Origin of the sequence: Cryobacterium tagatosivorans, assembly GCF_004402215.1 — a bacterium.
Classification (GTDB): Bacteria; Actinomycetota; Actinomycetes; order Actinomycetales; family Microbacteriaceae; genus Cryobacterium; species Cryobacterium tagatosivorans.
Genome location: NZ_SOEZ01000076.1, coordinates 46,542 through 67,888 on the forward strand (window position 1 = coordinate 46,542; position 21,347 = coordinate 67,888).

Genomic DNA, 21,347 nt, shown 5'->3' on the forward strand with positions numbered 1-21,347 from the left:
CTCGCCGCCACCACAACTTTTCGCTCGAAACAAGGGAGTTTCCGTGACTACTACACCTGATCTGCTGGGCAGCGCGCTGCCGCACGGCGCAGCGCCGGATGGCGCGCGCGGCGCCGACACGCTCGGTGCCGACGTGCTCGGCGACGACGTGCTCGCCTCGCTCCACGCGGCCGTGGCCGATCCCGCCCGGGTGAAGACCCGCGCCCTCGACCGCCACGCCAACGCCCACGACGCCTCGCACTTCCTCCTGGTCCCCCGCGCGGTCGTGGTCGCCCGCGACGCCGGCGAGGTGGGCCGGCTGCTGCAGGCAAGCGCGGCCCAGGGCATCCCGCTCACCTTCCGCTCCGGCGGCACCAGCCTGAGCGGCCAGGCGATCTCCGACGGGGTGCTGGTGGACGTCCGCCGCCACTTCAAGCAGATCGAGGTGCTCGACGGCGGCGACCGCGTGCGGGTGCAGCCCGGCGTCATCGTACGGGCGCTCAACGCCCGGCTGGCGAAGTACGGCCGCAAGTTCGGCCCCGACCCGGCCAGCGAATCCGCCGCCACCATCGGCGGCGTCGTGGCCAACAACTCCTCCGGCATGGCCTGCGGCACGGTGGACAACGCCTACCAGACCCTCGAATCGGTGACCGTCGTGCTGCCGAGCGGCACCGTCGTCGACACCGGGGCGGCGGATGCCGACGAGCGGCTGCGCGAGCGGGAGCCGGACCTCTACGACGGGCTGCTACGGCTCGCGAAGCGAACCCGCGAGAACCCGGCATCCGTCGCCACCATCAGGCAGCAGTACTCGATGAAGAACACGATGGGCTACGGGGTGAACTCCCTGCTGGACTACGAGCGGCCGGCGGACATCCTGGCGCACCTGATCGTGGGCAGCGAGGGGACCCTGGGGTTCGTGGCCGAGGCGGTCTTCCGCACGGTGCCGCGACTGCCGCACGTGACGACCGCCCTGCTGATCTTCCCCGGCCTGGAGCCGGCCACCGCCGCGCTGCCGGCGCTGGTGGCGACCGGCGCGGCGACCCTCGAGCTGATGGACGCGCTCTCGCTCAAGGTGGGGCAGGAGATGCCCGGCACGCCCGACATCGTGCGCGACCTCGTCGTCGAGGAGCACGCCGCGCTCCTGGTGGAGTACCACGCCGAATCGCCCGAACGCCTCGCCGAACTGCTGCGGACCGGGCTCGAGGTCGTGGACGGCCTGGGGCTCACCCTGCCGGCCGACTTCACGACGGACGCCGCGATTCGCGGCCAGCTCTGGCACCTGCGCAAGGGGATCATCCCGGCGGTGGGCGGCACGCGTCCGCAGGGCACGAACGCGCTGCTCGAGGACATCGCCGTGCCGGTGCCGGCGCTGGCGCGCACCTGCGTGGCACTCATGAGCCTCTTCGACAAGTACGAGTACCAGAACGGCATGATCTTCGGCCATGCCAAAGACGGCAACGTGCACTTCATGCTCATCGACGACTTCGCCAGCCCCGCGGGCACGGCCCGCTTCAGCGCGTTCACCGAGGACCTCGTCGAGCTGGTGCTGCGCGAGGGCGGCTCGCTCAAGGCCGAGCACGGCACCGGCCGGGTGATGGCGCCGTATGTGCGCCCGCAGTTCGGCGACGAACTCTACGACGTGATGTGCCGGATCAAGCTGCTCTTCGACCCGACCGGCATGCTCAACCCCGGCGTGCTCATCAACCCCGACCCCGAGGCGCACCTGAAGGACCTCAAGGCGGTGCCCGCGGTGGCCGCCGAAGTCGACCGCTGCACCGAGTGCGGCTGGTGCGAGCCGGTCTGCCCGAGCCGGGACCTGACGCTGACCCCGCGGCAGCGGATCGTCAGCCTGCGCGCCATCGAACAGGCCCGGCAGGACGGAAACCTCGCCCTCGTCGCCGAGATGGAGAAGGACTACGAGTACGACGCCGTGCAGACCTGCGCCGTCGACGGCATGTGCCAGACCGCCTGCCCGGTGAACATCAACACCGGCAGCCTGGTCAAGAGGCTCCGCGAAGACGCCGCCGGCCCGGTAGACAAGGGCATCTGGAACGTCGCGGCGAAGAGCTGGGGCGCTGTCACGAGCGGCGCGGGCCTGGCGCTGAGCGTGGTGAAGCATGTGCCGGCCGGGGTGCTCGCCGGGCCGAACAAGCTGGCGCGCAAGGTGCTGGGCGCGGATGCCGTGCCGTTGTACTCCGCGGAGCTCCCCGGCGGCGGCGGCAAACGCAGGCGCCCGGCCCCGGCCGGCGCGGCGCAGGCCGTGTACTTCCCCGCCTGCGTGCAGACGATGTTCGGCCCGGCGGGTGATGCCACCCCCGGGGTGCAGCTCAGCTTCGAGCAGCTCTGCGAGCGGGCCGGGATCACCCTGCTGGTGCCGCCGACCATCGACTCGCTCTGCTGCGGCACGCCCTGGTCGTCCAAGGGCCTGGTCGACGGGCAGGCCTCCATGCGGCGCAAGACCCTGGCCGCGCTGCACGCCGCGACCAACGACGGCGAGCTGACCATCATCTGCGACGCCTCCTCCTGCACCGAAGGGCTGCGGCAGACCATCGAGAGCGACCCGAGTGTCAACCGCCTGCGGGTCGTGGACGCGGTCGAGTTCGCGGCCACGAGCATCCTTCCGCAGTTGCCCGAGTACGAGAAGATCGAGTCGCTCGCGCTGCACCCGACCTGTTCCTCGACCCGGATGGGCATCAATGCGGCCCTGGACACCCTCGCCTCGGGCGTGGCCGTGAAGGTTCAGGTGCCGGAGAACTGGGGATGCTGCGGCTTCGCCGGCGACCGCGGCCTGCTGCACCCCGAACTCACCGAATCCGCCACCCGGGCGCAGGCGGCCGACGTCGTCGCCATGGGCGCCGCGGCGTTCGCCTCCTGCAACCGCACCTGCGAGCTCGGGATGACCCGGGCCACCGGCAAGGACTACCGCCACGTGCTCGAACTGCTCGAGGAGGTGACCCGGCCCTCGCCCTCGCCAGAAAAGGCGGACCCCTCGAGTCACTAAGCGCGCGCACCACGTCTTTCGTTCGACAACATTCCAAAACAAAGGAGTTTTTGTGAATACCACCGATGTGCCTTTCCAGCAGATCATCGACCCGATCTTCGGGTCCCTGGTCTTCTCGGCGATCGTCGCCGTCCTCCCCCTCGTCCTTCTCTTCGTGCTGCTCGGGGTGTTCCGGGTGAAGGCGCCCAAGGCCGCCCTGGCCAGCCTCGTCCTGTCGATGGCCCTGGCCGTCATCGGCTGGCAGATGCCGTTCGCCCAGATGCTCAGCGCCACCGCGGCCGGAGCCGTCTTCGGGCTGATCCCGATCCTCTGGATCCTGGTCAACGCGCTCTGGCTCTACAAGCTGACCGTCGCCACGCGCTGGTTCGAGGTGTTGGGTCGGGCGCTTGGCTCGATCACCAATGACCACCGGATCCTCGCCATCCTGATCGCCTTCTGTTTCGGCGCCCTGATGGAGGCCCTGGCCGGCTTCGGCGCGCCGGTCGCCATCTCCGCCGCGATGCTGATGACCGTCGGGATGAAGCCGATCAAGGCCGCGATGGCGTCCCTGCTGGCCAACACCGCGCCGGTCGCCTTCGGCGCCATGGCGGTGCCGATCACCGCGCTGAGCGGTGTGACGGGCCTGCCCGTGCACGACCTCTCCTCGATGGTCGGCCGGCAGACGCCGATCCTGGCGGTGATCGTGCCGCTGGTGCTCGTCTTCATCGTCGACGGCAAGCGCGGCCTCAAGCAGACCTGGCCGCTGGCCCTGGTGGCCGGCCTCGTCTTCGGCACCGCGCAGTTCATCGCCTCCAACTACCTGATCATGGAGCTCACCGACGTCATCGCCGCCGTCGCCACCGTGCTCGCGATCCTGGTCATGCTGCGCTTCTGGAAGCCCAGCGAGGTCATCGGCGCGTCGCACGATGCCGCCGTGGATCTCGCGGAGGCCGAGGAGTCGCTGGTGGCCGTCGCCTCGAGGACTGCCGTCACTGGGGTCGGTGGGAGCAGCGCGGCGGGCGCCCGGGTTGGCTCGGGTGTTGGCTCGGGGGTTGGCTCCGGAGTTGGCTCCGGCGCCGGGCGCGGGGCCGCCTCGGGCGCGGGATCCGGCACCATCTACGGTGCGACATCCGGTGCGTCGGGAGCCATCCCGGTGAACACGCCCCGCCCGTCGGGCCCGGACATCTGGATGTCCATCGCGCCCTACCTGATCCTCACCGCGATCTTCGCGATCGCACAGATCCCGCCGGTCAAGGCGTGGTTCGCCGTCGTGGGCAGCGTCACCTTCCCGTGGCCCGGCCTGAACGTCATCGACCCGGCCGGCAACCCGATCGCGGCCCAGCTGTTCAAGCTGGACCACCTCAAGGCCACCGGCACCCTGCTGCTGCTCTCCGGCCTGATCACGATGGGCGTCTACAAGATCGGCGTCCGCCAGGGCCTGCGCATCTATCAGGAGACCCTGATGCAGCTGCGCTGGACCATCGTCACGGTCACCGCCGTGCTCGCCCTGTCGTTCGTGATGAACCTGTCCGGCCAGGCCAGTACCCTCGGCGTCGCGCTCGCCTCGGCCGGCGGATTCTTCGCCCTGCTGTCCCCGCTGATCGGCTGGATCGGTGTGGCGCTGACCGGCTCCGACACCTCGTCCAATTCGCTCTTCGGGCAGCTTCAGGTCAGCGCGGCCCACTCGACCGGCCTCTCGCCGGTGCTGATGGCGGCCGCGAATTCATCCGGCGGCGTGATCGGCAAGATGCTCTCCGTGCAGAACCTCGCGGTGGCCGCGGCGGCCATCGGGATGGAAGGCGCGGAGAGCACCCTGCTGCGCAAGCTGCTCGGCTGGAGCCTCGGGCTGCTCGCCTTCCTCACCGTGCTGATCCTGCTGCAGTCCACGCCCATCCTCGGCTGGATGGTTCCCTAACCGGACGAGTGAGCGCGAGGGCCCCATCGGACGGGGCCCTCGCGCCGGCACCTGCGCTGGCGGCGGCGGCGGCGGCGGTAACTCCCAGCCCAGACCCATCGCACACCCTTGGGGGCAACGGATGCCGCCAAGGCTGGGAGTTATCGCCTGCGCGCCCGATCTCGACGGAATCGATCTCCGAACCGATCGATCTCCCGGCGCTACGGCAGCAGCTTGAGCGACTCCTGGAGGGCCTCGGCGGAGCGGTGCAGCAGCGCCACCTCCACATCGTCCATCGGCACGTCGACGACCCGCTCGACGCCGCGGGCGCCCACGATCGAGGGCACACTGAGCGCGACGCCGTCGATGCCGCGGTATCCGTTCAGCACGCTCGACACCGGCAGGATCGCGCGCTCGTTGCGCAGCACGGCCTCGACGATGCGGGCGCCGGAGAGCCCGATCGCGTAGTTGGTCGCACCCTTGCCGGCGATGATCTTGTATGCGGCGTGGATGACGTCGTCGGTGAGGGCCTCGAGCCGCTCGCGCGGGAAGAGCCGGGTGCCGGATGCGTCGGTCCAGTCGCGCAGGGGGGTCTGGCCGATCGTCGCATCCGACCAGAGCGGGAACTCGCTGTCGCCGTGCTCGCCGACGATCAGCGCGTGCACGTTCTGCGAGGCGATCCCGGCCGCCTCGGCGATCAGCCAGCGCAGCCGGGCCGAGTCCAGCACGGTGCCGGAGGAGAAGACGCGGCCGGGCGGCAGGTCCACGAGCCGCTGGGCGACGACGGTGAGCACGTCGCAGGGGTTCGTCACGAGGATGAACACGGCGTTCGGCGCCAGCTCGACCAGGCGCGGCATGAGCTTCTCGAGGATGCGCGCGTTGGTGCCGGCGAGGTCGAGGCGCGTCTGCCGCGGCTCCTGTTTGGCGCCCGCGGTGATGACCACGACATCTGAGCCGGCGACGAGGTCGATGTCGCTGCCGCCGCTGATCCGGGATGCCCCGGTGAACGGGGTGCCGTGCGCGAGGTCGAGCACCTCCGCCTCCGCCCGGGCCTGGTTGACGTCGTAGAGCACGACCCGCTGGGCAGAGTTGCGGATCAGCGCGGCGTAGGCGAGGGAGGAACCGACGCTGCCCGCGCCGATGACGGACAGTTTGGTCTCGCGCACGAAGGTCATTGGTTCATTGTTGCGGGGCGCGGGCCTCTGCACGAGCCTCCCCCGCGGATGTCCCGGATGTCCCGGATGCATGGATGCCGGCCCGCCCCGCGCGATCGCGCAGGTGCCGGCCCGCCCCGTTCCGCTGATCCGCCGGCAACTGTTGCCAAATCGGACATCTGTTGCCGGCACGCGGGCAACAGATGTCCGTATGAGGAACAGAAGGCTGCCGGGGACCTCGCCCAGCGGGGTTGGGTAGTGTGAAGGGAATCCCACACGGTCCTGCCCGGGCCCCAACCGGAGGAGTTTCATGCCCATCACCGTTCAAGGCGTCATTGTTCGTTCGAAGGGTGCGCCGGTGGAACTCACCGACATCGTGATCCCCGACCCCGGACCCGGCGAGGTCATCGTCGACATCGAGACCTGCGGCGTCTGCCACACCGACTTCCACTACAAGGAGGGCGGCATCGGCGACGACTTCCCCTACCTCCTCGGCCACGAGGCCGCCGGCCGGGTCAGCGTGCTCGGCGAGGGCGTCACGCACGTCGCCGTCGGCGACTTCGTAGTGCTCAACTGGCGCGCGGTCTGCGGCGACTGCCGCGCCTGCAAGCGCGCCGAGCCCTGGTACTGCTTCAACACGTCCAACGCAGGCCAGAAGATGACCCTCGCCGACGGCACCGAGCTCAGCCCGGCCCTCGGCATCGGCGCCTTCGCCGAGAAGACCCTCGTGCACGAGAAGCAGTGCACGAAGGTGAACGCGAGCGCCGACCCCGCGGCGGTCGGGCTCCTCGGCTGCGGCATCATGGCCGGCATCGGCGCGGCCATGAACACGGGCAACGTGAGCCACGGTGACTCGGTCGCCGTGATCGGATGCGGCGGCGTCGGCAACGCGGCCGTCGTCGGGTCGAAGCTGGCCGGGGCATCCGTCATCATCGCCATCGACCGCGACGCGAAGAAGCTGCACAAGGCCGAGCAGCTCGGCGCCACGCACACGATCGACTCGTCGGGCCTCGACGAGGCGGGCGTGGTCGCCGCCGTGCAGGCGCTGACCGGCGGCTTCGGCGCGGATGTCGTCATCGACGCGGTCGGACGCCCAGAGACCTGGCGCCAGGCGTTCTACGCCCGCGACCTGGCCGGCACGGTCGTGCTGGTCGGCGTGCCGACGCCGGAGATGATGCTCGAGATCCCGCTGCTCGACGTGTTCGGCCGCGGCGGATCGCTGAAGTCGTCCTGGTACGGCGACTGCCTGCCGGAGCGCGACTTCCCGATGCTCACCGACCTGTACCTGCAGGGCCGGCTGCCGCTCGAACAGTTCGTCAGCGAGCGGATCGGCATCGGCCACATCGAGGAGGCCTTCGAGAAGATGGCCCGCGGCGAGGTTCTGCGCTCGGTCGTGGTGCTCTGATGGCCGCGCGGATCGAGCACCTCGTCACGTCGGGTACCTTCAGCCTCGACGGCGGCACCTGGCCCGTGGAGAACAACGTCTGGATCGTCGGTGACGACGCCGAGTGCGTGGTGATCGACGCCGCCCACGACGCCGACGCCATCCTGGCCGCCGTCGGCGACCGGAAGCTCGTGGCCATCCTCTGCACGCACGCGCACGACGACCACATCGGCGCCGTCGGCGAGGTTCTGGCGGCGCGCGACGCGCCCGTCTATCTGCACCCGCGGGACGCGATGCTCTGGGATCCGATGTACCCGGATGCCCCGCCTCGCCCGCTCGCAGGCGGCCAGCGGATCGCCGTGGCCGGCCTCGAGTTCGAGGTGCTGCACACCCCCGGGCACTCCCCCGGCGCGGTCTGCTTCTACGCGCCGGCGCTCGGCGCGTCCGGCACGCTGTTCAGCGGGGACACGCTGTTCCACGGCGGCCCGGGCGCGACCGGGCGCTCGTTCAGCGACTTCCCGACGATCATCGAGTCGATCTCGAGCAAGCTGCTGACCCTGCCAGCGGACACCGTCGTGCTCACCGGACACGGCGAGTCGACGACGATCGGCGACGAGGCCGGGCACCTCGAGGAGTGGATCGCCCGCGGCCACTAGCGTGCCGCGCATCCACCGCCCGGCATCCACCGCCCGGCCTCCGTCGCGCCCCGGCGTCGTGCCCCGACGCGGGCCCCGCGCCCGGCCCGCCCCCGTGCATAACTCCTCCTGATTGACGGCTGTCGCCGGAACATCCGCGTGATTCCGCGGGTTCGAGACGCGCCGGAGAAGATCTGGAGGAGTTATGCGCAGAACTTGTGCCGCAACACAGAAACCCCAACACAAGAGGAGCGCCGGTGGCCAACTCAGGAGATCCCGGACGCGCGCCGGACGCGACCGCGTCATTCCGGGGCCGGATGCCGGGGCGCGACCGATTCTCCTGAGTTAGCCACACGTGCGTGGCGGCTAACCCAGGAGCAGTCGGAACAGCACAGCAGTGCCGCAGGCAGTGCCGCGGGTCAGCGGCGCACGACGGAGCGCATCAGGCGCAGGGCGACCGAGAGGGAGGCCATGTCGTCCTGTCCGAGGGCGTTGACCTCCTCGAACACGCTGCGGGAGCGGCCGAGCTGTTCGGCGTTGAGCGCCTCCCAGGCCAGCACGCGGGCCTCGGCGTCGCCGGCATCCGTGTCGGTGTCCTCGAGCACGCGCGTCGTCATGTCCGCCACCGTCGAATACAGGTCGTCGCGGAGGGCGGCGCGGGCCAGGGCCTGCCACCGGTCCTTCCGCGGCAGCGCCGTGATCCGTTCGAGCAGGTTGTCCACCCCGAAACGGTCGTAGATCGTGTAGTACACGCCCGCGACATCCTCCATCGGCGCGCCCGACTGGGTCGCGATCTTGGCCACGTCCAGCAGCGCGAAGGCCTCGAAGAGCTCGATCCAGCGGCGGCCAAGATCCTCCGGAACGCCCCACTCCTCCGCCTTCTTGTGCAGCGAGTGCATGCGCCTCAGGTCGCCGCCCTGCAGGTAGTTGCCCAGTTGCGCCCGCAGCTGGTCGATCTGCGGCTTGTACTGCGCCACGACCTCGCCCACCAGCAGCGAACCGCCCTGGTTGACCTGCCAGCGCACCGCACGGTCGAGCAGGCGGCGCATGTCCAGGTGGATCGCCGTCCAGTGCTCGGTCGGGAACGACGACGGCAGGGCGTTGAGCTGGTCGACCATCATGTCCAGCTCGAAGATCTCCCGCAGGGCCACGAACGCCCGGGCGATCGTCGCCTGGTTCGCGGATGTCTCCTCCATCGCCCGGAAGGCGAAGGTCACGCCGCCGAGGTTGATCATGTCGTTCGCAACCACCGTGGTGATGATCTCCCGGCGCAGCGGATGCGTGTCCAGCTCGGCGTCGAAGCGCTCCGACAGCTGCTTCGGGAAGTACTCCCGCAGGGTGCCGCCGAACCACGGGTCGTCGGCCAGGTCGCTGTCCCGCAGCGACGTGGCCAGCTCGATCTTGGCGTACGCGGCCAGCACCGACAGCTCGGGCGAGGTCAGGCCCTGCCCCTGCTCGATGCGTTCCCGCAGCGTCGCCGTCGTCGGCAGCGCCTCGAGGTCGCGCTTGAGGTCCCCGGATGCCTCCAGCCAGTCCATCAGCCGCTCGTAGCTGGGGCTCCAGCTGCCGACCTTCACCTTGTCATTGAGCAGCAGGATGTTCTGGTCGACGTTGTCTTCCAGTACCAGCCGGCCGACCTCGTCGGTCATCGAGGCGAGGAACTCCGTGCGCTCCGCCTCGAGCAGCTTGCCCGCCACGACCATCCGGTCGACGAAGATCTTGATGTTGACCTCGTGGTCGGAGCAGTCCACCCCGGCGGAGTTGTCGATCGCGTCGGTGTTCAGGATGACGCCGTTCAGCGCCGCCTCGATCCGGCCGAGCTGGGTCATCCCGAGGTTTCCGCCCTCGCCGACGACCTTCACGCGCAGCTCCCGGCCATCCACCCGGATGGCGTCGTTCGCCTTGTCGCCGACCTGCGCGGCCGTCTCGCTGCTCGCCTTGACGTAGGTTCCGATGCCGCCGTTGTAGAGCAGGTCCGCCGGCGCGGTCAGGATGGCGCGGAGCAGCTCCGGCGGGCTCAGCTTCGTCGTGCCCTCTGGCAGTCCGAGCGCGGTCCGCACCTCCGCGGAGATCGGGACGACCTTCGCGTGCCGCGGGAAGACCCCGCCGCCGGCGCTGATCAGGCCCTCGCTGTAGTCCGCCCAGGAGGAACGCGGCAGGTCGAAGAGCCACCGGCGTTCGGCGAAGGAGGCCGCGGCATCCGGGTTGGGGTCCAGGAAGATGTGCCGGTGGTCGAAGGCGGCGACGAGCCGGATGTGCTCGGAGAGCAGCATGCCGTTGCCGAAGACATCGCCGGACATGTCGCCCACGCCGACGACGGTGAAGTCCTCAGTCTGGGTGTCGACGCCGAGCTCGCTGAAGTGGCGCTTGACCGACTCCCACGCGCCCCGGGCGGTGATGCCCATGGCCTTGTGGTCGTAGCCGACCGAGCCGCCCGAGGCGAACGCGTCGCCCAGCCAGAAGCCGTAGTCGGCGGCCAGCCCGTTGGCGATGTCGGAGAAGGATGCCGTGCCCTTGTCCGCGGCGACGACCAAGTAGGAGTCGTCATCGTCGTGGCGCACGACCCGGGCCGGCGGCACGACCTGTTCGCCGTCCGCGGTCGCGAACAGGTTGTCGGTGAGGTCGAGCAGCCCGCTGATGAAGGTCTTGTAGCTCTCGACGCCCTCGGCCATCCAGGCCGCGCGGTCGACGGCGGGGTCTGGCAGCTTCTTGGCGAAGAATCCGCCCTTGGCGCCGGTGGGCACGATGACGGCGTTCTTGACCGTCTGCGCCTTGACCAGGCCGAGGATTTCGGTGCGGAAGTCCTCCCGGCGGTCCGACCAGCGCAGGCCGCCGCGGGCGACCTTGCCGAAGCGGAGGTGCACCCCCTCGACGCGCGGCGAGTACACCCAGATCTCGTACTTCGGCCGCGGGAACGGCAGCGACTCGATCAGCGTCGGGTCGAGCTTGATGCTCAGGTAGGGCTTCTGCTGGAAGAAGTTGGTGCGCAGCGACGCCTCGATGAGGTCGATGAAGGTGCGCAGCACCCGGTCGGCGTCGAGGGTGGCGACCTGCTCCATCGCGGCGGTCAGCTCGGCGCGCACCTGCTCCTCGCGGGCGGTGCGTTCGCCCGCGGCCAGCTCGGGGTCGAACCGCGCCTCGAAGAGCGCGATCAGGCCGCCGGCGACGGCCGGGTTGGCGAGCAGGGTGTCGGCGACGAACTCGTAGGAGTTCGTGTTTCCCATCTGGCGCATGTACTTGGCGTAGCTGCGGAGGATGACGACCCGGTGCCAGGCCATGCCCTCGCGGAGCACCAGTCGGTCGAGGCCGTCGGACTCGACGGCGCCGCGCACGGCGGCGCCGAACGAGTCGGCCAGGAGCCGGTCGGTGGCGACCGGGTCGACGCCGGCCGGGTAGTTCAGGCCCAGGTCGTAGAGGAAGAAGTCGCGCCCGTCGGAGGTGGAGATCTCGAACGGGACCTCGTCGAGCACCTCGAGGCCGAGGTTCTGGAAGTACGGCAGGATCTGGCTGAGGCTCTGCGACTCCATCATGTAGAGCTTGACCCGGGCGTCCTCGGTACGCTCCCCGGTGTCGGCCGGGAGGTAGACGTGCAGTCCTGGGGCCGTGGGGCCCTCGCCGGATGCCTCGGCCACGCTGGCCGCGGCGGCGCACGCCTCGAACCTGCCGATGTCCTCGAGCGCGTCCTCGATCTCGTAGTCGACCCGGTAGCTGTCGGGGAACGCCTCGGCCCAGAGAGCGGACAGGGGCTCCGCCTCGTCGAGCGAGCGGTGTTCGCGGAGTTCCTCGGTGATGCCCTCCGACCAGGAACGCACGGCCATGACCAGGCGGCGCTCGAGCGCGACGGCGTCGACGCCGGCGACCTGGGCATCCTTCGGCAGGCGGATGCGGAAGAACAGGCGGGCCAGGGCCGATTCGGTCATCCGGGCCTCGAAGTCGAGCGACTCCGCGTGGAAGGTCTCGCGAAGTTCCTTCTCGATCCGCAGGCGCACGGCCGTGGTGTACCGGTCGCGGGGCAGGAAGACCATCGCGGACATGAAGCGGCCGTAGATGTCCGGGCGGAGGAAGAGGCGGGTGCGGCGGCGTTCCTGCAGGCGCTGGATGGCGAGGGCCGTGGTGACCAGGGCGTCGACATCCATCTGGAACAGTTCGTCGCGCGGGTAGGTCTCGAGGATGCCGAGGAGGTCCTTGTCGCTGTGCGAGCCGACCGGGAAGCCGATCTTCGCCATCACGGCGTCGACCTTCTCGCGGAGAATCGGGACCGCGCGCACGGAGCTCGTGTACGCGCTGGCGGCGAAGAGGCCGATGAAGCGCTGCTCGCCGTTGACGTTGCCGTTCTCGTCGAAGCTCTTGATGCCGATGTAGTCGAAGTAGGCGGGGCGGTGCACGCTGGAGCGCGAGTTCGCCTTTGTGATCACCAGGGCGCGTCGCTCGCGGGCCATCAGGCGGCCGGCTTCGGTGAGGTGCTGGATCTGGTGGCCGTCTTCGGAAGAGCGCAGCAGGCCGAGGCCGCTGCCGTCGCGGATGGTGAGGACGTCCTCGCCGTTCACCGTGCCCAGGTCGTACTCCCGGTAGCCGAGGAAAGTGAAGTTGTCGCGGTCGAGCCAGCGCAGCAGTTCCTGGGTCTGCTTGAGGTCCTGGATGCCCTCGGCGTGGGCGACCTTGCCGAGCGCGTCGGCGATCAGCACGGACTTGGCGCGCATCGGCTGCCAGTCCTCCACCGCGGCCCGCACGTCGCTGAGCACCCGGGTCAGCCCGGCGACGAGCTTGCCCTGCTGCTCGTCGGTGGCGCGGTCGATCTCGATCGCGATCCAGGACTCGAGGTGCGGGGCGTCGTCTTCGTTGCCCAGCAGGTGGGAGATGTCGGGCATCGCGGAGGTGTCGCCGCTGGAGATGCCGACGCTGGACGGCATCCGGTTGACCTCGATGAGGTCGTTGGTGACCCGGTTGCGCGTGACGGCCAGGAGCGGGTGGACGACCAGGTGGATGGCCGAGTGCTGGCGCACGAGTTCGGCGTTGACCGAGTCGACGAGGAAGGGCATGTCATCGGTGACGATGTAGACGACGCTGCGGCCGGACTCGTTGCGGATCTCGACGTTCGCGGTCTTCGGCCGCCGGTTGCGGGCCACCTGCCAGTGGTAGCCGGCCCGGGCGCGCAGCACGTTCACGTCGTAGGCCTGGGCGTCTTCACCCGCCAGGTGCTCGTAGTAGTCGGCGATGAAGGCCTCGAGCTCGGTACCTGTCGGGGACTGCCCCGTACGGGTCGATTCTGACGACATGAAAAGAAACGCCTCCATTAAATGCTCTGATCTTCGCTGATCGGGCCTGCCTATCCGGCGGTAAACGAGGAGGCCCCTTGCTCAACCCATCGTAGTTTCGTTGAGCAGGATGCGCACATCGAACCACCGCAGGGTCTGCGATCTCGCCGCGGTCGGATGCCGGTCGATGTTTCGCAGCCCTGAGGCCTTCCGCACCCCCAGCAGCGATGGACGGTCGCAGGGCTGGGACTTGTTGCCGCCCGTCTAGTCGAGATCGAGCGGATGCGTCCCGTACTCGGTCATCCAGACCGGTCCAGTCCTGTTCCTTGACTTCCTCGCCGCGACTGCTGCTGCTGCTGCTTTACGACGGCCAGAGCGGATCTTCCAAGCGAGGTAGAACGCCGCAACGACCGCGAAGACTCCAAGGAACAGCAGGAACGTGAGATCAGTCGGCATACGTTGACCGTACCGGTGCGGGTCGCCCGGCCGCCAGCCGTCAGTTCGGGGAGCCCGGCTGCCCCTCGAAGTGGCGCCAGACACGCCATACCCTCCGCCATTGCTGCTCGATAGTCTGGCGGCGGGGGACTACATGGGCAAATTCTTTGGAACGCCTGACGGTGTCAGAGTAGGTCAGCTCTTTGTCGATCGTCGAGAGCTGAGCGACGCATTCGTTCATCGCCCGCGTCAGGCAGGAATTCACGGCACGAAAGCTGACGGCGCGGACTCAATCGTCTTGTCGGGCGGATATGACGACCAGGATAGTGGCGATTACATCATCTACACCGGCCATGGCGGTCGAGCGCCTAATAGTTCGCGACATATCAAGGATCAATCTCCGGACGCTCCCGGCAATGCCGGCCTCATCACGAGCCTCGCCCAAGCGCTGCCTGTGCGAGTAATTCGGGGAAAGCACAAAGAGTCTCCCTTCGCTCCGCCTGCCGGATATCTCTACTCCGGCTTGTACCTCGTTACCCAGTGGTGGATGGATGAGGGGCGGGATGGCTTCCAAATCGTACAGTTCCGTCTCGAGCGGATCGATGAACAGACTCCGCTTGAACCCCAGAGCCTCAACATCCCGGACCCTGAGTTCGCAGACACGATTGTGTCAAGGCGCATTCGGGATTCGCAGCTTGCCCGAGAGGTCAAGCACCTGTACGACTTTCAATGCCAGATTTGTGACATTACGGTGCCCACTGGCAGCGGGAGTCCCTATGCAGAGGGGGCTCACGTTCGTGCACTTGGCCGACCACATCTTGGTCGCGACGACCTCAGCAATATTCTCTGTCTCTGCCCCAACCATCACACGCAGTTCGACTTTGGCGGAATGGTGATTTCCGACCAAATGGTGGCCATGGAGACTCGAACGATGACGCCCGTCGCCGCGCTGACGTTCCGGAAGCGACATTTCATTGACGTGGCGAATGCTCGTTATCACCGATTGCAATGGGCTCGCGCGTCAGAAGTATCGACTGGCGGAGACCCATTGCTCGCGAGCGCGTAACTACCCGAGAGCCATCCGCTCTTGAGTAGTCAGCTGCCCATCACTACGGGCCGTTGACACAGACGGGCCTCGAGCTCATCACCGAATCCCGATCCGCGGTTTTCCATTTCTCTCCACAAACGAAGGATGCTTCCCAATGACTCAGCCCGGCCCCGGATGGTACACAGACCCGCAGGACGAGCAGCAAGTCCGTTGGTGGGACGGCGATGCGTGGTCTGACCAACGGCAGGGTCGAGTGCAACAGCCGGTACCAGTCGGCGCACCTACTCCAGCCCCGGCCTATGTTCCAATGGCCGGCTACGGAGCCACGCGCGTAGTTGAGGCTCCTCCGACGAAGAAGGACAAAGACCGGCAGGTACGAAAGAACAATTCGCTGGCATACACAGGATGTGTTCTCGCGATCCTTTCGTTCCTCTTCAACCCGTTCGCCATCTTGAGCGTGCTTGGGATCGTCTTCGGGGCGATCGGATTGGCGAAGTCACACGAGCTTGAGGGTGCGGGCCACAAGATCACTGGGCGAGGCACGGCGATTGCTGCCATAGTGCTGGGGCTTATCGGAATCGCCTTCGCCGGGTACCGCATGTCGCAACTCGGCTAGATCGATAGCATCCGACCGCGACGGGGTCGGGCGGCGCGACGCCGCCGGCGTCCACCTGCGCACTCGCCGCTTCAGCCTCGTTCTGGAACGGCATCCGCAGGTGCGCGTCGAAGGACTGGGCGGTCAGCAGGGTGGAACGGTTGAGGCATCTGCTCGTCGGCCGCGGCGTTGAGGCCCGCGTAAGGGCCCGCCGGCACGACCGAGCAGGAGAGGGTGTGCGCGGCTGTCCCGCCGAAGTCGGTGCGGACCAGCTCGGGTTCGATCAGGCTGACCTTAATTCCGAGCGGCCCGACCTCGAAGCGGGGCGCGTCGGTGAGTGGCGGTCGGCTCGTCTTCCCGGTCGGCGGCTACTGCATCACTAGCAGGTACGCGGTCGAGGCGGTCGCCTCGGGGGACTGTCGCGCCACGGGGTCAGCGCGAGACCGAGCTTGGCCTGGAGCACGCCGGTCAAGCGTTCGGCGGGGTCGACGGATGCGCCGGCAGCGTCACGCGCCTCGGCCAAGCGCGCGTCGAGCATCCGTTCGGTGAGGCGGCGGAAGGCGCCCTCTTTGTTGCGCGGGTCTCGACAAGCTCGACCACCGACTGGGAGGGCGGGTCTCGACAGGCTCGACCACCGGCCGGGCGAGCGGTCCGACTCCGCTCAACCGTTCATTTTGACCGACCCATGGTTGAAGTGAGCAGTTTTTATGCACATTTCTTGCGTAAGTGCGCAGTGTGTGGCACAGTCATTTCACTTGACAGCATCGTCATGGGTCGGTTACCAGCGGTGAGCGCCTTTCCGCGCTTTCCAGGATCGGAAGGTTGAAATGGCTTCATTGCGCAAACACACACGAACGGGCGCAGTCCTGGCGAGTGTGGCTATCCTGGGCCTCGGCCTCTCCGGCTGCTCGCCAGCCGCGGACACGTCCTCCTCCCAGACCAAGGGCGTGACGATCACCGTCGCCCTGTTCACCGCCCCGCCGCCCAAGGCCGCCCTTGCCGAGTTCACCAAGGACACGGGCATCAAGGTCAAATGGTCGACCATCGACTGGGACAGCCTCCAGACCAAGATCGCTGCCTCATCGGCCGCCAAGACGTACTTCGCCGACGCGACGGACGTGGACTGGTCTCGGGTCGGGCAGCTGGGCACGCTGAAGTGGTTCGAGCCCCTCGAGGACTACCTGGACACGGACTCCTACAAGAAGGACATGCCGCAGCTGGACTCCTTCGTGTCGGACGGGCACGTTGTCGGCATCCCCTTCGACGCCTCTTTCCTCACCACGACGGTGAACACGGAGCTGTTCCAGAAGGCCGGGATCACGACGATGCCGACCACCATCGCGGAATACACCGCGGACCTGGAAAAGCTGAAGTCGAGCGGCGTAGCTGAGCACCCCCTGAACATCCCCTTCGCCGCGGCGGAAGGGCTCTCCACCTACTGGTACCAGACCACGGCCGCCTTCGGTGGGACTGTTCTCGACGGCGACGGCAAGCCTCAGTTCTCTGACCCCGATTCCGCCGGCTACAAGGCGGCCGAGTGGATGGTCAACGGCGTCAAGTCCGGGCTCGTTCCCCCGGGAAACATCAACGTGAGCGACACGCAGGGCCAGCAGACGCTCATGGCCAAGGGAGGCGTCGCATCCACGTTCGCCGACTACTCCGGAAACGTCGGCAGCCTCTACGACATCCCCGACACGTCCAGCGTCGTCGGCAAGGTCGCCTACCTGCCGACCCCCGGCGTCGACGGTGTCGGGCCGAACGTCAGCAACCCGGATGGCATCGGGATTCCCGTCACCGCCAAGTACAAGGAGGCGGCCGCCAAGTTCATCGAGTGGTTCACCTCCCAGAAGGCCCAGTACGGATTCGCGGGCGGCGAAGGCCCCGAGAACGTATTCCCCGGCTACTTCCTGCCCTCTCGCCTGAGCGCCATCGAGCAACTCACCGCGGATGGCAAGCTGGCCGGCGGAGACGTGCTGACCTCGATTCTCAAGGACAGCGCCCGGCCGGTCTTCCCCGAGGGTGCACCCGCCTGGTACCCCGAGTTCTCCCGAGCGGTCAACACCAACCTGCATGCTGCCGCAGCGGGCTCCATGAGCGTCAAGGATGCGATGAAGGCGATCTCCGACACCGCTGACAAGCTCTCAAGCGGCTCGTGACCCGAACCCGACGCGCAACCCGACCTGAAACGCAACGGTGAACACTGATACCCGGATCAAGAACGTCCCAGTCGTAGGCCCTGGGGGACGCGCGAAGCTCGCGTCCCCCAGGGCCAAACGGCGCGGCCGATTCGACATCCTGCCCTACGCCCTCGTCACCCCGCTCGCACTCTTCATCATCAGCCTCGCCCTGATCCCCGCGGTCTTCACGATCGTGGCCTCGTTCTTCAAGGACCAGGCGCTGAATCCGCCCGTGCGGTTCAACGGCTTTGAGAACTTCGTCAACCTGTTCAACGACGCCGGCGTGCTGTCGAGCATGGGCAACACGGTGATCTACGTGCTCGTCGGCGTCATCCTGTCGACGGTCCTCGCGGTGTTCTTCGCGGTCATCCTTCGCAAGAAGTTTCTCGGTCGCTCCCTGCTCATCGCCGTGCTGATTCTGCCCTGGGCCCTCCCGGGCGTCGTCAACGGGATCATCTGGAGCAACATCTGGGACAGCAATACCGGCCTGGTCAACAGCCTGCTGACGTCCATGCACCTGATCGACACCTACCAGGTCTTCCTCGGCCAGAACAAATTCATGACAATCCTGGCCATCGAGATGGTGCAGGTCTGGCAGATCACCCCGCTCTCCACCCTGCTCGTCCTGGCTTCGATGCAGAACATCCCCGATGAACTCTATGAAGCCGCGAGCCTGGACGGCGGTTCGCCGTGGAAGGTGTTCTGGTCGGTCACCCTGCCGCTCACCGCGCCCGGTATCACCATCGCGATGGTGCAGGCGGTGATCGCGACCCTCAACATCTTCGACCAGCCCTACATTCTCAACGGCGCTGCCAGCACCGGAGCATCCCTCACCATGCAGACCTACTTCATCAGCTTCCAAAACCTTGACTTCGGGCAGGGATACGCGCTGTCGCTCATCATCACGATCGTCACGCTGGTGCTGTCGCTCGGAATTCTCAAGCTCGTCTACCGCCCTGTGGAGTACTGATGAATCGCCGTCCGCACTGGTTCCGATGGTTCGGAGTCGCCTTCATCGTGATCTGGTCGCTCGTGCCCGTGTACTGGGCGCTGAACACCAGCCTTCAAACGGACGCCCAGGTGAGCTCGAAGCCCTCGAACTACGTTCCGCCTACTCCGACGTTGTCCAACTACCTAGCGCTGCTCACTGGCGAGGGTGAGACCGCAGCGGCGATTCGCCAGTCCTCCATCAACATCCTGATCGAGTGCACCCTGGCGACAGTGATCACCGTCGTGCTGGCGACGCTCGCAGCGTACGCATTCGCGCGGATGAAGTTCCGGGGCGGGAAGATCCTCTTCTACGCCGTGCTCGCCACGATGGCATTCCCGGCGTACACGACCCTGATCCCGATCTACCGCATCCTGAGCACATTCGGCCTCGTCAACACGTATACGGGCATCGTGCTCGTGTACGTCTCGGGGTTCCTCCCGCTCGCGACCTGGATTCTCTACAACTACATGTCGAGTCTTCCGTTGGCCATTGAGGAAGCCGGCACCATGGATGGCGCCAGCCGGATGAAGATCCTGTGGCACATCGTGATTCCCCTGGCGCTGCCCGGAATCATCTCCACCGCGATCATCACGTTCCTGTTCGCGTGGGGTCAGTTCCTGTTCCCGCTCGTGCTGTCGAGCGACCTGTCGACGCAGCCTTTGACTGTCGTCATCGCTGCGCTGCAGGGCAGGCACGTCGTGCCCTTCTCGCTGCTCAGCGCCGCCGGAATCATCGCCATCGCCGTTCCCGCGGCCATCGCCCTGATCCTGAACAAGTACATCGTCAGCGGGCTGCTCGCCGGAAGCGTGAAGTAGCCGTGCGTGTGGGACCGATGCGCTCGTAGTGCGCCGCTACGCGGGCGATGCGCCACGCGCGCAGCGGCGCACCGCCCGCGCAGCTCAAATTTCCCCGCAATCCGGCTTTGGGAGAAACGTCCTAAGCGTCCGGGGAGGCGGCCTTCGCCTGCCTGGCACGGGACGGCCGCGTCCCGGTGAGGTCGACGACGTGCACCTGGACGCCCGCGTCGGCGATGCGCTGGAGCTCGGCCGGGTCCGCATTCGAGTCGGTGACCAGGTCGCTGATCTGCGAGAGGTCCGCCATTTTCGCGAGGGTCACCCGTCCGACCTTCGAACCGTCGGCGACCACGATCACCCGCTGGGCGCTGGCGACCATCGCGTTGTTCGTGCGCGCCTCGGTGTCGTCGTGGGTCGTGACCCCGCCGCTTGCCGTGATGCCGTCGGTGCCCAGGATGGCCGTGCCCACGTTGATCGCCTTGAAGGTGTTCTCGGACAGCGAGCCGACCGCCTCGAACGAACTCAACCGCACCACTCCGCCGGTGATGATCACCTTGAGCTGCGGCCGCGCCGCGCACTCCAGGGCGGTGGTGAGCGAGTTGGTCACGATCGTCAACTCGGTGCGGTTGCCGAGGGCCCTGGCCACCTCCGCCGTGGTTGTGCCGCCGCTGATCGCCACCGCGTACGGCCCGGAGGGGATCATTTCGACCGCGCGCCGGGCGATACGTTGCTTGGCTTCCCGAAACTGGGTGTCGCGAAGCCGGACCGGAATCTCGCTGTGCGAGTCCAGGGCGCGGGCGCCTCCGTGGGTTCGCACGAGCAGGCCCTGCTCGTCGAGGTCGGCCAGATCTCGGCGGAGAGTAGCGGCCGACACCCCGAGGTCCTCGGCGAGGGAGGCCAGGGACACCGTGTTCTGGTCATGCAGCGCGGACAGGACCGATCGCATCCGGTCGGAGCGCTTGGCCGATACTGCGCGCGGATGGGATTCGAAGTAGCCGTCTGGGGACATGATTCGCTTTCTTGTATCAAGTGCGCATTGTTTGTGCCCACTTTAGCGTCAAAACGCTCGTCATATTGCGTGATCCACGCAGTATGTCGCAGTATTTACTCATGACTAAGGTGACGCTCGTGGCGACGGACGCGCTGTGACGCTCGCCACCACCCGGGACCTTGTCGCCGGGGCCGTGACCGACAAGCGGGCAGTCCTCGCCTTCAACGTGATCACGCTGGAGCACGCCGAAGGCATCGTTGCCGGCGTCGAACGGGCGAACGCGCAGGCTCTCCTGCAGGTGAGCGAGAATGCCGTCCGCTTTCACGGCGGAGCGCCGGCGCCGATCCTGGCCGCCTGCGCCAGGCTCGCCGCGGCATCCACCGCCCCCATCGCCATCCACCTCGACCACTTCCAGGACCTCGAGCTGACCGAGCGCACCCTGGAGCAGGCCGCCGGACTCGGGGTGAGCTCGATCATGGTCGACGCCTCCAATCTCGAATACACCCAGAACGTGCAGCGCACGCTCGAGCTCGCACGGCACGCCCATGACCTGGGCCTCTGGGTCGAAGCCGAACTCGGCGAGATCGGCGGGAAAGACGGCGCCCACGCGCCCGGCGTGCGCACCGACCCCGGCGACGCCCGCGACTTCGTCCGGCAGACAGCGGTGGACGGACTCGCCGTCGCGGTCGGCAGCTCGCACGCGATGACCTCCCAGGATGCCTCGCTCGACCTGGACCTGATCGGCACCCTGGCCGCCCAGCTTCCGGTCCCCCTCGTGCTGCACGGCTCCTCCGGCGTGGCCGATGCGACGCTCACGAACGCGATCCGGGCCGGCATCCGCAAGGTGAACGTGGGAACGGCGTTGAACGTCGCATTCACCCGGGAGATCCGTCGATTCCTGCAGTCGAATCCCGAGACCACCGATCCCCGAAAATACCTCGCGGAAGGGCGCGAGGCCGTTGCCCGCGCCGTCGCCCATCTCTGCGTCGTTGTCGACCCGGAGCGTCAGAACGGGCCGACGCAGTGATGCGTCCG

At 67.6% G+C, this 21,347-nt stretch carries 14 protein-coding genes; 10 read left to right on the forward strand and 4 right to left on the reverse strand.

Annotated features, from left to right (window positions below; all coding sequences use genetic code 11):
• Positions 1 to 148 precede the first annotated feature (148 nt).
• Positions 149 to 2,980: an FAD-binding and (Fe-S)-binding domain-containing protein gene (locus tag E3O23_RS16015; protein WP_134492826.1), complete on the forward strand. Its 2,832-nt coding sequence runs from the start codon at positions 149 to 151 to the stop codon at positions 2,978 to 2,980.
• A gap of 52 nt (positions 2,981 to 3,032) precedes the next feature.
• Positions 3,033 to 4,874, forward strand: coding sequence for an L-lactate permease (locus E3O23_RS16020; RefSeq protein WP_241983513.1), 1,842 nt, complete (start codon positions 3,033 to 3,035; stop codon positions 4,872 to 4,874).
• A 200-nt stretch (positions 4,875 to 5,074) separates the two neighbouring features.
• Here E3O23_RS16020 and E3O23_RS16025 read toward each other — a convergent pair whose 3' ends face one another.
• Positions 5,075 to 6,028: an L-lactate dehydrogenase gene (locus E3O23_RS16025; protein ID WP_134492747.1), complete on the reverse strand. Its 954-nt coding sequence runs from the start codon at positions 6,026 to 6,028 to the stop codon at positions 5,075 to 5,077.
• 289 nt (positions 6,029 to 6,317) lie between these two features.
• Here E3O23_RS16025 and E3O23_RS16030 point away from each other — a divergent pair, with 289 nt between their 5' ends.
• A complete protein-coding gene (locus E3O23_RS16030) occupies positions 6,318 to 7,412 on the forward strand; it encodes an S-(hydroxymethyl)mycothiol dehydrogenase (protein ID WP_134492749.1) in 1,095 nt (364 codons plus the stop codon).
• Complete coding sequence (locus tag E3O23_RS16035; protein WP_134492751.1) at positions 7,412 to 8,047, forward strand: MBL fold metallo-hydrolase; 636 nt, start codon at positions 7,412 to 7,414, stop codon at positions 8,045 to 8,047. Before E3O23_RS16030 ends, E3O23_RS16035 begins: the two co-directional genes overlap by 1 nt.
• Before the next feature lie 398 nt (positions 8,048 to 8,445).
• Here E3O23_RS16035 and E3O23_RS16040 read toward each other — a convergent pair whose 3' ends face one another.
• Both E3O23_RS16040 and E3O23_RS16045 read right to left on the reverse strand, forming a co-directional pair.
• Positions 8,446 to 13,302 carry an NAD-glutamate dehydrogenase gene (locus E3O23_RS16040; protein ID WP_134492753.1) on the reverse strand — a complete coding sequence of 1,619 codons (4,857 nt, stop codon included), beginning with the start codon at positions 13,300 to 13,302 and terminating at the stop codon, positions 8,446 to 8,448.
• A 243-nt stretch (positions 13,303 to 13,545) separates the two neighbouring features.
• The gene (locus E3O23_RS16045; RefSeq protein ID WP_134492755.1) at positions 13,546 to 13,737 is read right to left on the reverse strand and encodes a hypothetical protein; all 192 of its coding nucleotides are present in this window, start codon (positions 13,735 to 13,737) and stop codon (positions 13,546 to 13,548) included.
• 100 nt (positions 13,738 to 13,837) lie between these two features.
• Between E3O23_RS16045 and E3O23_RS16050 the strand changes: the two genes are divergently transcribed.
• The 5 genes from E3O23_RS16050 to E3O23_RS16070 all read left to right on the forward strand — a co-directional run bounded on the left by E3O23_RS16050 (position 13,838) and on the right by E3O23_RS16070 (position 19,342).
• Positions 13,838 to 14,782, forward strand: a complete 945-nt coding sequence (locus E3O23_RS16050) for a YDG/SRA domain-containing protein (protein ID WP_134492757.1) — start codon at positions 13,838 to 13,840, stop codon at positions 14,780 to 14,782.
• Between the two features lie 136 nt (positions 14,783 to 14,918).
• Positions 14,919 to 15,380, forward strand: a complete 462-nt coding sequence (locus E3O23_RS16055) for a DUF2510 domain-containing protein (protein WP_134492759.1) — start codon at positions 14,919 to 14,921, stop codon at positions 15,378 to 15,380.
• 854 nt (positions 15,381 to 16,234) lie between these two features.
• A complete protein-coding gene (locus E3O23_RS16060; RefSeq protein ID WP_166790551.1) occupies positions 16,235 to 17,515 on the forward strand; it encodes an ABC transporter substrate-binding protein in 1,281 nt (426 codons plus the stop codon).
• A gap of 37 nt (positions 17,516 to 17,552) precedes the next feature.
• Positions 17,553 to 18,506, forward strand: a complete 954-nt coding sequence (locus tag E3O23_RS16065; RefSeq protein WP_134492763.1) for a carbohydrate ABC transporter permease — start codon at positions 17,553 to 17,555, stop codon at positions 18,504 to 18,506.
• Positions 18,506 to 19,342 carry a carbohydrate ABC transporter permease gene (locus E3O23_RS16070; protein ID WP_092321101.1) on the forward strand — a complete coding sequence of 279 codons (837 nt, stop codon included), beginning with the start codon at positions 18,506 to 18,508 and terminating at the stop codon, positions 19,340 to 19,342. The genes E3O23_RS16065 and E3O23_RS16070 overlap by 1 nt, the downstream gene beginning before the upstream one ends.
• Before the next feature lie 121 nt (positions 19,343 to 19,463).
• On the opposite strand, the gene E3O23_RS16075 is transcribed toward E3O23_RS16070, so the two are convergent.
• Positions 19,464 to 20,330: a DeoR/GlpR family DNA-binding transcription regulator gene (locus tag E3O23_RS16075; RefSeq protein ID WP_134492765.1), complete on the reverse strand. Its 867-nt coding sequence runs from the start codon at positions 20,328 to 20,330 to the stop codon at positions 19,464 to 19,466.
• Positions 20,331 to 20,466: 136 nt separating this feature from the next.
• Here E3O23_RS16075 and E3O23_RS16080 point away from each other — a divergent pair, with 136 nt between their 5' ends.
• Entirely contained in the window at positions 20,467 to 21,339 is an 873-nt protein-coding gene (locus E3O23_RS16080) for a class II fructose-bisphosphate aldolase (RefSeq protein ID WP_134492767.1), read from the forward strand.
• Positions 21,340 to 21,347 lie beyond the last annotated feature (8 nt).